Source organism: Burkholderia aenigmatica (assembly GCF_048627025.1).
GTDB classification, from domain to species: domain Bacteria; phylum Pseudomonadota; class Gammaproteobacteria; order Burkholderiales; family Burkholderiaceae; genus Burkholderia; species Burkholderia aenigmatica.
In genome coordinates, this window is the sequence record NZ_CP184469.1 from 1,197,369 (window position 1) to 1,211,173 (window position 13,805).

At 68.4% G+C, this 13,805-nt stretch carries 14 protein-coding genes; 6 read left to right on the plus strand and 8 right to left on the minus strand.

What is annotated here, in order from left to right:
* Positions 1 to 39: 39 nt before the first annotated feature.
* From ACN8ZM_RS22430 to ACN8ZM_RS22440, 3 genes are all read right to left on the minus strand, one after another.
* Positions 40 to 339, minus strand: a complete 300-nt coding sequence (locus ACN8ZM_RS22430; protein WP_043183739.1) for a putative quinol monooxygenase — start codon at positions 337 to 339, stop codon at positions 40 to 42.
* A 107-nt stretch (positions 340 to 446) separates the two neighbouring features.
* Positions 447 to 1,505: an NADP-dependent oxidoreductase gene (locus tag ACN8ZM_RS22435; RefSeq protein WP_420212421.1), complete on the minus strand. Its 1,059-nt coding sequence runs from the start codon at positions 1,503 to 1,505 to the stop codon at positions 447 to 449.
* A 230-nt stretch (positions 1,506 to 1,735) separates the two neighbouring features.
* Positions 1,736 to 2,356, minus strand: coding sequence for a TetR/AcrR family transcriptional regulator (locus tag ACN8ZM_RS22440; RefSeq protein WP_420212422.1), 621 nt, complete (start codon positions 2,354 to 2,356; stop codon positions 1,736 to 1,738).
* Positions 2,357 to 2,663: 307 nt separating this feature from the next.
* On the opposite strand from ACN8ZM_RS22440, the gene ACN8ZM_RS22445 reads away from it, so the two are divergent.
* Entirely contained in the window at positions 2,664 to 4,235 is a 1,572-nt protein-coding gene (locus ACN8ZM_RS22445; protein ID WP_420212423.1) for a hypothetical protein, read from the plus strand.
* Positions 4,236 to 4,357: 122 nt separating this feature from the next.
* On the opposite strand, the gene ACN8ZM_RS22450 is transcribed toward ACN8ZM_RS22445, so the two are convergent.
* Positions 4,358 to 5,377, minus strand: coding sequence for a DNA-binding protein (locus ACN8ZM_RS22450; protein WP_420212424.1), 1,020 nt, complete (start codon positions 5,375 to 5,377; stop codon positions 4,358 to 4,360).
* 187 nt (positions 5,378 to 5,564) lie between these two features.
* On the opposite strand from ACN8ZM_RS22450, the gene ACN8ZM_RS22455 reads away from it, so the two are divergent.
* The 5 genes from ACN8ZM_RS22455 to ACN8ZM_RS22475 all read left to right on the plus strand — a co-directional run bounded on the left by ACN8ZM_RS22455 (position 5,565) and on the right by ACN8ZM_RS22475 (position 9,123).
* Positions 5,565 to 6,056 (plus strand): papain-like cysteine protease family protein, encoded by a 492-nt coding sequence (locus tag ACN8ZM_RS22455; RefSeq protein ID WP_043183732.1) that lies wholly within the window; start codon positions 5,565 to 5,567, stop codon positions 6,054 to 6,056.
* Between the two features lie 162 nt (positions 6,057 to 6,218).
* Complete coding sequence (locus ACN8ZM_RS22460) at positions 6,219 to 7,676, plus strand: HAMP domain-containing protein (RefSeq protein ID WP_420212425.1); 1,458 nt, start codon at positions 6,219 to 6,221, stop codon at positions 7,674 to 7,676.
* Positions 7,673 to 8,320, plus strand: coding sequence for a response regulator (locus tag ACN8ZM_RS22465; protein ID WP_043183730.1), 648 nt, complete (start codon positions 7,673 to 7,675; stop codon positions 8,318 to 8,320). The genes ACN8ZM_RS22460 and ACN8ZM_RS22465 overlap by 4 nt, the downstream gene beginning before the upstream one ends.
* Before the next feature lie 213 nt (positions 8,321 to 8,533).
* Entirely contained in the window at positions 8,534 to 8,905 is a 372-nt protein-coding gene (locus ACN8ZM_RS22470) for a DUF4156 domain-containing protein (protein WP_420212426.1), read from the plus strand.
* Positions 8,906 to 8,907: 2 nt separating this feature from the next.
* Entirely contained in the window at positions 8,908 to 9,123 is a 216-nt protein-coding gene (locus ACN8ZM_RS22475) for a hypothetical protein (protein WP_043183727.1), read from the plus strand.
* Positions 9,124 to 9,138: 15 nt separating this feature from the next.
* On the opposite strand, the gene ACN8ZM_RS22480 is transcribed toward ACN8ZM_RS22475, so the two are convergent.
* From ACN8ZM_RS22480 to ACN8ZM_RS22495, 4 genes are all read right to left on the minus strand, one after another.
* Positions 9,139 to 10,494: an MFS transporter gene (locus ACN8ZM_RS22480; RefSeq protein WP_241017725.1), complete on the minus strand. Its 1,356-nt coding sequence runs from the start codon at positions 10,492 to 10,494 to the stop codon at positions 9,139 to 9,141.
* 44 nt (positions 10,495 to 10,538) lie between these two features.
* A complete protein-coding gene (locus ACN8ZM_RS22485) occupies positions 10,539 to 11,426 on the minus strand; it encodes an isocitrate lyase/PEP mutase family protein (RefSeq protein WP_420212427.1) in 888 nt (295 codons plus the stop codon).
* 8 nt (positions 11,427 to 11,434) lie between these two features.
* Entirely contained in the window at positions 11,435 to 12,325 is an 891-nt protein-coding gene (locus tag ACN8ZM_RS22490; RefSeq protein ID WP_420212428.1) for an amidohydrolase family protein, read from the minus strand.
* 64 nt (positions 12,326 to 12,389) lie between these two features.
* Positions 12,390 to 13,685, minus strand: coding sequence for an MFS transporter (locus tag ACN8ZM_RS22495; RefSeq protein WP_420212429.1), 1,296 nt, complete (start codon positions 13,683 to 13,685; stop codon positions 12,390 to 12,392).
* Between the last annotated feature and the right edge of the window lie 120 nt (positions 13,686 to 13,805).

Genomic DNA, 13,805 nt, shown 5'->3' on the forward strand with positions numbered 1-13,805 from the left:
GCCCGGGTGGGGGCGAGCCGCGACGGGAGTACAGCGTGGTTACTCGGCGACGTCGATGCCCGACAGCACCTTGATGACCGGCGGCGCAGTGAACCAGTCGGCCGACTTCGTACGGAATTCACCGAAATACGGGCTCGCGAGGTGCGCGTCGAAGGCGGCCTGGTCGTCGTAGATCTCGTACAGGTGCAGGTTCGGCGAACCGTCCTGCTCGCGGAACAGGTCGTAGCGCCGGTTGCCCGGTTCGGTGCGCGTCTTCGCGACCATGCTGCGCAGTTCGGCTTCGGCAGCCTCCGCGTGTTCGGGTTTCACGAACAGGGAAGCAATCACGTGAAGCGCCATCTTGTCACTCCTATCGAAACGGAATCGGGAAAGCCGCCCGCCGGCGTCATGTATTTCAGGTAACGCCGGCGGGCGACCGTTTACTACTGCAGGCCGGTACCGTCGTGTCAGGCCAGTTCGTCCGGACCCACGCGCACGACGACCTTGCCGAAGTTCTTGCCGGCGAGCAAGCCGATCAGCGCTTCAGGCGCATCGGCGAGATCGGGGACGACGTCCTCGAGCGTCTTCACCTTGCCCTGCGCGACCCATTCGCTCATTTCCTTCATGAACGGCGCATAGCCGGTTGCATAGTGATCCAGGATGATGAAACCCTGCATCCGGATGCGCTTGCGCAGGATCGTGCCCATCAGTGCCGGCACGCGGTCGCGGCCGGTCGATACGGCCTTGTCGTCGTAGGCCGCGTCGTTGTAGTGCGCGATGATCCCGCATACCGGCACGCGCGCATGGTCGTTGAGCAGCGGCCACACCGCGTCGAACACGGCCCCGCCGACGTTCTCGAAATAGACGTCGATGCCGTTCGGGCACGCGTCCTTCAGCTTCTCGGCGAACGCCGGATCGCGATGGTCGACGCACGCGTCGAAACCGAGCGTATCGGTCACGTACGCGCACTTGTCCGCGCCGCCCGCGACGCCGACCACGCGGCAGCCCTTCAGCTTGGCGATCTGGCCGACCACCGCGCCGACCGCACCGCTGGCCGCCGCGACGACGACCGTTTCACCGGCCTTCGGCTCGCCGATCTTCAGCAGCCCCGTATAGGCGGTGAACCCCGGCATGCCGAGTACGCCGAGCGCGTACGACGGATGCGCGAAGTCGCGGCCGAGCGGAATCAGGTCGCGGCCGTCGGACAATGCATAGTCCTGCCAGCCCGCACCCGCGACCACGAGGTCGCCTTCGCGGAACGCGGGCAGGTTCGACGAAACGACCTGGCTGACCGTGCCGCCGACCATCGGCTGGCCGAGTTCAGCCGGCGCGGCATAGGACGGCGCGTCGCTCATCCGGCCGCGCATGTACGGGTCGAGCGACAACCAGACCGTGCGCAGCAGCACCTGGCCGGCGCCCGGCGTCGGCACGTCACCGGATTCGGTACGGAAGTTGCCCGGCGTCGGCGCGCCGACCGGGCGCGAATTCAGGATGATCTGGCGGTTTGCGGTCTTGCTTTGCGGCATGTAAGCCTCCGTCAACAGGAATGGACGTGCTTCGTGGGCACGATCGGATCAGGGATGGACCAGCAGGAGACGCGCGCATGCGGCGGCGGCGCTCAGGCCGTCGCGTCTGCATGCGTGCGGTTGAAACAATCGGGACAGCGTAACGCGGCGTGGCACGTTCGTCATGCGCATTGAGTAGACCAGTCGTCTAGAAAAAGGGTAAAAACAAGGCGCGCCGATGCGCGCCCGGGTTACGCCTGCGCTCCGCTCGGCTCGAACGGCGGCAGGTTCAGCATGCGCCGCGTTTCGACCATCGCCCGTTCGAGGGGCTTGCGGTTGCGGTGAATCTTCTCCAGCAGCGTCGCGCCCAGCCACAGCTCGTAGAGGATTGCGGCCGTATGCGACGGATCGGCGACCGCGCTCAGCGAGCCGTCGGCCAGCCCGGCCTCGATGCCCCCCGCGAGCCGCTCGATGATCTGGCTCGTGCCGTGCCGCAGCACCGCGCGCATCGCTTCCGACAGGTCCGACACTTCCGCGCCGAGCTTCACCGCGAGGCACTTGCCTTCCGGATCGTCCGCGCATTGCGTGTGCAGCCAGTTGCTCCAGTACGTCATCAGGCGCTCGGCGCCCGTGCCGGCCTGATGCTTGAGCAGGTTGTCGAGATGCGCGAGATAGCCGTCGAAATACGATTCGAGCAGCGCTTCGCCGAATGCCTCTTTCGAGCCGAAGTAATGGTAGAACGAGCCCTTCGGGATGCCCGCCGCAGCGAGAATCTCGTTCAGACCGACCGCCGAAAACCCCTTGTGGAGCATGATCGGCTTGGCGATGTTCAGGATGTGCTGGCGGACTTCCGCGCCTGAAGATGCATTCATGATGGCGTATGGTAGCAACGATTAGACCGGTCGTCTAGTAACGTCGATCCGGTAGGTTGAGCGGCACTTTACCCGATCCCCGCCGGGCGCCCAAACGTTGCGCCGGCATGCCTCGCTCCTCTCCCGCCCTGGCGGGTGCACGGCGTCACACGCGCGACTCGGTTTCGTCGCGGGCGTTTCATCGATTTCCCGCATAAATACGCGCGGCGCACATGCCGGCAATCGACGCATTTCGGCCGGCATTGCACACGTGTGCAATGCGCCGGATCGTCGTTGCCGCCTCCCGAACCCGTGACCAGGAACGCCCATGACCGCTTCGAAACCCGAACGCCCGTCCGCGCCGAACCGCCGGCGCTTCATCCAGCGCGGCGCCGCGCTGACCCTGTCGCCGCTCGTCGGCACATTGGCCGCCTGTGGCGGCGACGGCAACCCGACGTCCGCGTCGTCATTCGCCGCCGCCGGCGCCGCGGATGCATCCACGCGCAACTACGGGATCGCCGACCGCTCGATCACGATCAACGTCGTCAATGCGATCCCGTCGACGGCACTCGCGTACGGTAATGCGGCCAGCCAGAGCGGCTCGCTGCCGCAGGCGTCGCAAGCGCAGATTTCGACCGGGCAATCGACCGCCGTCAGCGCGTCGAACAGCTGGGGCGATTGCACGGGATCGTTCAGCCTTGCCGGCGGCGACGCGTCGTTTGCGATCGCGTACACGCATCCGTTCGGGTCGCAACCGACCACCGTGAGCGTCACGCCGTCGGCCGGCTACGTGTCGGGCGCCGACGCCGCCACGTTTCCCGGTCACGATTCGGTCGCGAATCTCACGCTGTATCGCGGTGTCGCGACCGCGAACGGCGCGTGGGTCGTCCCGCTTGCGCAGCTGGCGACGCCGCCGGCCAACAACTGTCAGGATTTCGCGAACAGCATGTTCGGCAGCAACGTGCGTACGGCTGCGGCAATCCAGTCCGCGTACCAAAGCACGGGCCCGCTCGGCTACGTACCGCCCGCCGACTTCACCGGCGGCCAGCTCGCGGGCTTCGTCGCCCAATGGGTGCAGCGCTGGCAAAACGGCGCCGCGTATGGCGTGCTGCCCGCAGCCGATGCGCAGCTCATCGATGCGCTGAACCAGTACGTGTCCGGCGCATCGAACGCCGGCCCGCTGACGATGTGGGTGCCGCAGATCGCGTGGCAGGCCGGCACCGATCCGGCGGTGTTCGCGCTGACGGGTTATCGCGCGTTTCCGTTCGTCGATGCGCAGGGCAACTGGAACGCGGGCACGCTGTCCGCGTTCCTGACGCTGCTGGCGGCCGGCTCGCATATCGTCGCGATCAGCGCGACGAGCGACCTGCCGGCGGGCGTCACGATGCAGGCGTTCGACAGCTTCATGGGCGCGAGCGGGCTGACGACGTCGACCGATATCGGCAACTCGCATTACGCGTCGGTCCTGAACACGACCGGCCGCTATTACCTGAGCGTCGGCAGCGATTTCGCGCCGGCGAACTGCGGGCTGATCCTGTCGTTCCTGTACGGGCGCACGGTGAACAACCTGCTCGCGGGCGCCGGCACGTACAACATGTTCATCCAGCTCGAAGGCTGGCAGGCCGGCGGGTCGCGGCACAACGCCGACTATGCGACGTATCAGCAGACGCTGTGGAACATCTCGACGTACGGGGCGTCCGCGTATAGCGAGAAGCGCGCGACGTCGATCTTCCTGGCGCCCGCGGGGTGGACGCCGCAGGTCTACCAGACGACGCGGATGATGCCGTACGTCGGCGCGTATGCGCAGTCGAATGGCTCGCCGCAGGGTTGGCTGAACACGTCGCTCGTCACGATTCCGGCGGATGCGCCGGCGCTGCCGTCACGGTATGTGTCGAGTTGATTTGTATGGGTGGGTGGGCGAGCGGTTGAGGGGGTAGCGGTATCGCGGCTGGCTTACCCACTTGCTCGCTTACGGGCTTCACGCGTGCGTCACCATCGGCTGACGCGCGCGCGGTTTCGCCGTCAGCGCGGCGCTTCGTCGGCGCGCTTTCGCGTGCGCGCGCGCCGCTCGTCCCGTTGCGCGGCCGGCGCAGCCTTGGCGCCCCGCAACGGCGCCCGACGCGCGAGCACCGTCATTTCTCGTCGCAGCGCATCGAGTTCCTTGCCGCGCGCCACCTCGGTCGCCTGCGCGCCGTCGAGCTGCCCCTGGAGCATGCCGCATCGATGCAGCGCGTCGCCGAGTTGCGCCTGCAGCGCGGCCACGTCCTTGCGCTGCTGCGCATCGCGCTGCTCCGCGCGGGATGCCGACGCATCGAGTTCCTTTTGCAGCCGAGCGGCCACGAGCCGCTCACGATCGATTTCCTGAAGCGCCCGCTTCTCCGACGCACGCAGACGCTCCTCGGCCCGGCCGGCGTCGTCGCGCAGCCGGTCGAGCTGGGTGGTGAAATCCGCGCGTGCCTGCGCGAGTGCGCGGTCGCCTTCCGCGTTGTCGGCCGTGAGGCGTTCGATATCGGCTTGCAGCGCCTGCCGCGATGCGTCGTCCGCCGCCCTCGCCTGCTCCAGCTCCTGAATGCGCACCTGCGCGGCCAGCAGCGCGGCCGTGCGTTGCTCCAGTGCAGTTTCGGTGCGGGCCAGTTCGGCCTGCAGCGCCGCCACTTCCGCCTGCGCCGCCACCCGCTCGGCTTCGACCTCTGCGCGCAGGGCATCGAGCGCGGCGGCCGCGTCGGCGCTCGACCGATTCCATAGCGCCGCCACCAGCTCCCCGGCGGCCGCCTGCAGATCGGCCGGCAAGTCGGGATGCTCGATGCGGACGCGACTCTTCTCCCGCAACGCTGCCCAGAACTCGCCGAGGACGGCCGTCGGCGTGCTCATGCTGCCCTTGCGGACGAGCTGGTACAGACGGTTCGCGGTGGGCGTGATGCCGAAGCGGAAGAACAGCAGCGCGCAGGCTTCGCGATACAGCTCGCGGGTTTTCGGGAATTCGGCCTTGAGGCGCTCGATTTCGGCGGTCAGGCGGGATTCGTCGGCAGCGAGATCGGACATGGCGAGGTTGGGTCGATGATTTCGTTAATAATATAACGTAAACCGTTAAATATCCAATTAATCGAGCCATGTAATTTGACATTATTTCTATAATGTCGAGATTGTCGGGTGGATTGCCAGTCACGCTGGTTGTCGTCGTGCCCGATTGTTCATACGCTTATGGATCACTCCTGCCTGGAGACCCGAAATGGTGGACTTCAGATTGAACGTGCCGATGGTCGATCAGCGCGGTGTAAAGAAGACCAAGTCAGGATCCAAAGCACTGAACAATGCATGCTGGTATGCGGCGGCGTGCATGGTGTCGTACTTCCACCGCCCCGGGCCGCGTCTGGGCATGCCGACGCTATGGCAGGCAGACCAGGGGCTTCCCCCGTCGAGGATCCCTGACTTGTGCGCGGCCGAAGGACTCGTGGCGCTCAATCAGCCCACGGTCATTACGCCCGAGTGGCTGGCCGCGGTCCTGAAGGACTTCGGTCCGATCTGGGCCGCAGGGCATTTCCTGGACAGGCCTGGCCAGCCTGAAATCGGTCACGTGATCGTCATCACGGGGATCAGGCAACGCACCGTTCATTACAACGACCCGGAGGGGCCGCCCGCGCGCACGATGCTTCTGGCGACACTCGACACCGGACGGTGGAAACCCGACGGACTGCTGGTGAAGGGGCCGCACCGCTATTGAGTCCATTGCGGGCGTCCCTCCACCCTCCCGTCAAAACGCCCCAGCAGCCGCCTCCGAAAACCGTCAACATGGCGCAATTGAAAGCCGGTTGCGCTGCGTTGCCGTGTCGTCGGCATTCATCCGGTGCGTCCGTCAAGCAAACAGAACAACGAGGAGCCCGCGTTGCGCACATTCCGGATCGGCTTCCGTGGCTTGTTCGTCAAGCTCGTGCCGACGTTCATCGTCGTGGGGTTCGTGGCGATGGTGCTGTCGTCGCTGCTGACGAGCGTGCTGTGGCGCGCGCATGCCGAAAGCGATATCCGCCGGTTTCTCGGTAACCTCGACCGCCCTGCGCTGGCCACCGCGACCGGCGCCGTCGACTGGCGCGACCCGGTTGCGTGCCGTGCGGCGGCCGACGCACTGTTCTGGCAGATCGCGCGGGTCGGCGCGCGTGACGTGATGGATTTCGCGCCGATGATGGGTTTCTTCGGTGCCGGGCGACTGCAGGTGCGCATTGCGCGACCGGATGGCGCCGGATGCGCGACCGCGCCGGCTGCGTCGCCGCTGCTGTCCGACGCGTTCGCAACGGCCCCGGCCGATCCGGCCGCGCCCGACACGATGCTGCGCCGCGACGGCGACTGGGCCATCGTCACGCCCGTCACGCTGGCGGGCGGCGCCATCGCGCGGATCGGCGTCCATTACTGGCCGGGCTGGCAACTGCACTACGAGATCGCGGACGATGCGTCGGCGTACGACCTGATACGCACTCTGCTGTATCTCGGCGCGATGGGCGCGAGCTTCGCCGGGCTGCTGGTCTGGTTGCTGGTGCGGCGCGTGCGGCGGATGACGGCCGCGGCCGATCGCTGGGCGGCCGGCGACCTGTCGGCACGGATCGCCGATGCGTCTCGCGACGAGCTCGGCGAACTGGCCGCGCATTTCAACCGGATGGCCGATGCGCTCGCGCGGGCATTCGGGATGCAGAAGGCACTCGCGGTGTCGGTCGAGCGCACGCGGATCGCGCGCGACCTGCACGACACCGCGAAGCAGCGCAGCTTCGTGCTCGGCCTCAAGCTGACCGAGCTGGCGTACGAGGCGCAGCGCCACCCCGACCTGTTGCCGACGGTCGGCGCGGCGCGGCGTCTGGCCGATCATCTTCAGCAGGATCTCGACAACGTGGTGACCGGCTTCAGCCTGCCCGCGATTGCCGAGGACGGCCTGCGCGCGGCCGTTTCGCAGGCGGTGCACGACCTGCTGGCCGGCTCGGGCATCGATTGGTCGCTAGATCTGCCGGAACGTGCAGCGCACACGCTCGACGCTCACCCGTCGGCCGCGCACGAACTGCTGATGATCACCCATGAGGCTGCCGCGAATGCGTTGCGCCATAGCGGCTGCCGTCGTATCGACATCGCGTGCGAACCGGGCGACGCCGTGCGTGCGCCCTCCGGCGCAGCGTCGTCGCGCTGGCGCTGGGTCGTGCGCGACGACGGCAGCGGCTTCGACCCGGCTGCCGTGCCGACTGGCATGGGGCTCGGCAACCTGCGCTGGCGCGCCGATGCGCTACCCGGCGGCATGCTCGACATCGCGTCGGGCGCGGACGGCACGCGCGTGACCGTTCATTTTCATCCGATGGAGACGGCATGACCACCATCCTGATTGCCGACGACCACGCGGTCGTGCGCGAAGGCATCCGCGGGCTGTTGCGGCTCGATGCGTCGTTCGAGATCGTCGCGGAAACGGACGACGGCGCGTCGACGATCGAGCAGGTACGCACGCATCGTCCCGACGTGCTGCTGCTTGACCTGATGATGCCCGGCATGGGGCACACCGGCGTGCCGGCCGTGATTCGTGCGATCCGGGCGGCCAGCGCCGATACGCACATCATGGTGCTGACTTCGTCGGACGACGATGCGCTCGCGCTCGCCGCGATCGACGCCGGCGCCGATTCGTTCCTGCTGAAATCGATGCGCGGCGAGCGTCTGCTGCAGGCGATCCATGCGGCCGTCCACGGCGAACCCACACTTCACCCCGGCATCGCGCAGCGCATGATCGGCGCGTGGCGCAAGCCGCCGCGCAGCCCGTTCGCCGGGCTGACCGCGCGCGAACTGGAGGTGCTGCGCTGCCTGGCCGAAGGCGGCAGCAATGCGCGCATCGCCGCGACGCTCGGCATTACGGAAAAGACCGTGAAGACGCACCTCGGCAACGTGATGTCGAAGCTGCATCTGTCCGACCGCACGCAGGCCGTCGCGCTCGCGTGGCGCGAAGGACTGATGGCGCCGAAGCCCTGACATCCGCTGCCGGCAGCGCGTCGGCGGCACGCCCCGCTCCCCGCCCCGCCCCGCATTCCAGCGTCGCGCACCGGCCCGCGCGATACGCACCGTCTGCGACTTTGGTCGCATCCTTTCCGGCCCGAGCACACGACCTTCGCCCGATGTGCGGACGCGGCGGCGTCCCTAAAGTGGCGCTGTCGCGCGATCACGCGCATTCGCTACGGCGGAAACATGAGACCTCTCTGGCTGCTGTTCCTTCCTGCCGCGCTGGCGGCGTGCGCGCCACTCGAGCCTTCCGCCGCCGGTCGCGACGTGCGCATCGTCATGCGCGACCCCGGCGGCAGTTGCCGTCACCTCGGCGACGTGACGGGCAGCCGCGGCAACTTCCTGACCGGCGGCTTCATCCCGGACGCGACGCTCGAGACCGGCGCGCGCAACGACCTGAAGAACCGCGCGGCCGCGCTCGGCGGCAACGTCGTGGTGCTGCTCACGCAGCGCGGCGTGCAGAGCGGGAGTTTTGACGGCAGCGAAGGCGGCTATCTGCGGCAGACGGGCGTGACGCTGACCGGCAGCGTCTATCGCTGTCCAGACGCCGGAGCGTGACGATGCGCCTCTTTGCGACCCTGATCTGGAGCCTCGGCGTGTCAGGCTGGTTGCCCGGCTGCGGCCGCGACGCCAACGAAGCCGTCATGCCGGGCGGCCTGCCGGCGCCGCCGCCCGGGATGCGATGCGCCGCGTCCTGGCCGGACGACATGCCGGAAGCGATCGCGACCCGCATCGTGACGCCCGCCGCGCCACGCGTGGCGCAACGGGCGCAGTAACGCGCCGGCACCGGTTCAGCGCGAGGCCGGCGCGGCGACTGCCGCCCGCGACGCGCGTCCGCGCTTCGCCGGGTGCGTCTCCGGCATCCGCCAGTACACGAGCAGCGAAATCGCCGCGCACGCGGCGACGTACCAGAAGAACATCGTCTCATTGCCGCTCGCCTTCAGCCGCAGCGCGACGAATTCGGTCGTGCCACCGAGGATCGCCGTCGTCAGCGCATAAGGCAGCCCGACCGCCAGCGCGCGGATCTGCGGCGGAAACAGCTCGGCCTTGACCAGCATGTGCACCGACGTGAAGCCGCTCAGCACGACCAGCCCGGCGAACACCAGCGCGAACGCGGCGAGCGGCTCGTGCACGTGTCCGAGCGCCGTGAAGATCGGCACGGACAGCAGCGTGCCGCCGATTCCGAACCACAGCAGCACCGGCCGGCGGCCGACGCGATCCGACACGAGGCCGAACAGCGGCTGCAGCGGCATGTACAGCAGCAGCGCGGCGGTGCAGATCCAGGTCGCCGTTTCCTTGTGCAGCCCGACCGAATTGACGAGGTACTTCTGCATGTAGACCGTGTACGTGTAGAACGCGACGGTGCCGCCGACCGTGATGCCGATCGCGAGCAGCAGCTCGCGCCAGTGGGCCGCGAGGTCGGCCGTCATGCGCGTCTTCGCCGCGCGCGCCCGGCTGGCGATGAACGCGTCGCTCTCGACGACGTTGCGGCGCATGTAGAGCGCGAACAGCGCGAGCACGCCGCCGACGAAGAACGGAATCCGCCAGCCCCAGCGTTCGAGGTCGTGCGTACCGGCGAAAATGCGCTGCATCGCGAGCATCAGGCCGAGCGCGACGAGCTGGCCGGCGACCACGCTCACCTGCAGGAAGCCGACGTAGAAGCCGCGCCGGTCCGGCGGTGCGATTTCGCTCAGGTAGGTCGCGCTGGTGCCGTATTCGCCGCCCATGCTGAGTCCCTGCAGCAGCCGCGCGGCGACGAGCAGCGCCGGGGCGAGCACGCCGATCGTCGCGTAGCCGGGCGTGACGGCGATCAGCATCGATCCCGCGCACATCGCCAGCACCGATTTCGTCAGTGCGGCCTTGCGCCCGCGCCGGTCCGCATAGAGGCCGACGAGCCAGCTCCCCGCCGGCCGCGCGACGTATCCGACCGCCGCGATCGCCGCGGTGTTCATCAGCTGCACGGTCGGCCGGTCCGCCGGAAAGAACGCCGGCGCGAAGTAGATCGAGAAGATGCTGTACGCGAGAAAGTCGTACCACTCGATCAGGTTGCCGGCCAGGCCGCCGACGATCGAACCGATACGCGGCGGCTCGCCGGCCGCTCCGGTAGGGGAAATTGCCACGGGTTGTCTCCTGTCCTGTCCTGGCATGGTCGTGCCGGGCGGCTGTCCTTGCCGCCCGTGTGCCGGCGCGCTTATGCGCGATCGGCCCCGTAGCGGGCATCGAGCGCGTCGAAGCGCGCCTTGTCGACGAGCCGCTGCCGTTCGGCGAACGGCGCGACGAGCGCGGGATCCTCGTCGAGCCGGCCCGTATCGCGCAGCACCGTCAGCGCGGCCTGCATCCCGCGCACCGCGCCCTGCAGCGCCGCGTTCGCGTACAGCACCACGCCGTAGCCGAGGCGCGCCAGGTCGTCGCGCGAGCGCGTCGGCGTCTTGCCGCCGATCACGATGTTGATGAGCTGCGGCGTGTCGAACAGCGCCGGCAGCCGCTCGACGTCCTCCGCCGTATCCATTGCCTCGATGAACAGCACGTCGGCGCCCGCTTCCGCGTAGCGGTGCGCGCGCTCGATCGCGTCGTCGATGCCGTGGACCGCGGCCGCATCGGTACGCGCGACGATCAGCAGGTTCGGATCCACGCGTGCGTCGACGGCCGCCTTCAGCTTGCCGACCATCTCGCCGGCCGGAATCACTTCCTTGCCCGCGAAATGGCCGCATTTCTTCGGCAGCACCTGATCCTCGAGCTGGATCGCGTCGGCGCCGCTGCGTTCGAGCGTGCGCACCGTCTGCAGCACGTTCAGCGCATTGCCGAAACCCGTATCGGCATCGACCATCAGCGGCAGCTCGACCGCATCGCGCACGCGTGCGGTGTGCTCGGCCAGCTCGCCGAGCCCGACGAAACCGAGATCGGGCAAACCGAGCGACATGTTGGTGACGCCGGCGCCGCTCAGGTACAGCGCGCCGAAGCCGAGATCGGCCGCGACCCGCGCGCTGAGCGCATTGAACGTGCCGGCGACGAGCAGCCCCTGGCGGGCGGCGATGCTGCGCCGGAACCCGGCGCGACGAAGTGCGGTGTGATCGGACATGCGGGGCCTCATTGGTCGAAACGAAACAGGGTTCTCGGCGCATCGCGCAGCACGCGCATGCGCTCGCCGGGGTCGGGCAGCCAGCGCGCGAGCGCCGCATACGCGCCATCGAAATCGACGCGCTCGCGATGCTGCGTGTGCGGCCAGTCGCTGCCCCACACCAGCCGCTCGGCCGTGAACGCGGTGCGCAGCGCCCGCGCGGCACCGAACGCGTCGATCGCGCCGTCGCCGGCCACGCTGTTGCGATACGCGGCCGACAGCTTGACCCAGACGCGGCCGGTATCCGCGAGCAACAGCAGGCGGCGGAAGCTGGGCGCGCGCTCGCCGAGCGTGGGCGACGGGCGGCCGAAATGGTCGATCACCAGCGTGCACGACTGCGCGAGCAGCGGCGCGGTGATCGCATGCAGATCCTCGATGCCGCGATGGATCTCGACATGCCAGCCGAGCGCGTTGATGCGGGCGAACAGCGCGCGCCAGACGGGCGCGCCGAAGTCCGGGATCGGCAGCCCGACGAGGTTCAGCCGCATCCCGACCACGCCTGCCCGGTCGAGCGCGTCGAGCTCGCTGTCGGAAATCGCCGGATCGACCATCGCGACGCCGCGAAAGCGCTGCGGGTAACGGCGCAGCACGTCGACGAAGTAGGTGTTGTCGGTGCCGAGGAAGCTCGGCTGCACCAGCACCGCGTGTGTGATGCTATGTGCGGCGAGGTGCGCGACGTATGCGTCGAGCGACGCGTCGTAGTCGGGCGCATGCCGGATCACGGGCGCAAGCGGCAGGCCGCGCGCGAACACGTGCGCATGCGCATCGACGGCGGCCACGGCGGGGTTCCCTGCGTACCACGCGTCCACTGACGGCGCGGCCGGAACCGGTTCGGCGAGGTGATTCACGAGACAATCCATGACGAGTCTGCAAGAGGCGCCCGGCCGCTGCACCGGGCGATTCGATGACGGGAGGCGGCGAGCCCTACAGCGACGCCTCGGCGCGCGGCTGGCTTTCGGCATCCGCCTCGCCGGCCGGCGCCGCACCCGACAGCCGCTGGCTGCGCGTTTCGGGCAGGAACCACACCGCGATCACGACCAGCCCGTATGCGATGCCCGCGTCGATGCCGAGTGCCGTGCCGAGCGGCAGCGACTCGCCCATCCGCCCGACCAGCACCGGGAAGCCGGCCGACGCGATGCGGCCGAAGTTGTAGCAAAAGCCGACGCCGCGGCCGCGCACGTTGCGCGGGTAAAGCTCGTTGAAGAGCGTGCCGAGCGTCGCCGGGATGCCGGCCGAGAACAGGCCGAGCGGAAAACCGAGCAACAGCATCGCGACGTCGTTCAGCGGCAGGAACACGTACAGGTTCACCATCACCGCGCAGCACGCGGCGAACAGCATCACGTTGCGGCGGCGGCCGATCTTGTCCTGCAGGTACGCGCTGAGGAAGCAACCGCAGATGAACGCGACGATCACGACCGCGAGATACGCGCCGGTGCCGAGCACCGACAGGTGCCGCTCGGTCTTCAGGTAGGTCGGCAGCCAGATCGTGATCGCGTGATAGCCGCCGTGCGCGCCGACGCCGATCAGCCCGCCGACCACCGTCGCGCGCACCACGGAGCGGTCGAAGATGCCGATCGTCGGCCCTTCGTCGCCGCTCGCCGTTGCCTGCGCCGATGCGTCGACCGGCGTCGCCCGCGGCGGCTCCGGAATCGCGCGGCGGATATACAGCACCAGCAGCGCGGGCAGCGCGCCGATCGCGAACAGCACGCGCCACGCCCATTCGGCCGGCAGCCATGCGAACACCAGCATGTACAGCAGCACCGCGCCGCCCCAGCCGAAGCCCCATGCACTCTGCACGATGCCCATCGCCTTGCCGCGATGGCGCGCGCCGACCGTTTCGGCGAGCAGCACCGCGCCGGCCGTCCACTCGCCGCCGAACCCGAGCCCCTGCAGCGCCTTCAGCACCAGCAACTGTTCGAAGTTCTGCGCGAACGCGCTCAGGAACGTGAACAGCGAGAACCAGCACACGGTGATCTGCAGCGCCCGCACGCGCCCGTAGCGGTCGGCGATCACGCCGGCCAGCAACCCGCCGAGCGCGCCCGCCACAAGCGTCGCGCCGCCGATCAGCCCGGCCTGCCCCTTGCCGATGCCCCAGGTCGTGAGCAACGCGGGGATCACGAGACTGAACATCTGCGTGTCGAGCCCGTCGAGTGCCCAGCCGGCAAAGCAGCCGCGCAACGTGCGCCGTTCGGTCGTCGATAGCTCGCGGGTCCAGTTCAATGCAGGTCTCCTCGTGTCGTCATGCCGTCGCCGGGCGCCTGATGTTGTGGCCCGATGAGCATCCTATGAAGCGTGGAGATAATTCGCTACTATGTTTTGAATAATTATTCATAACGCGAG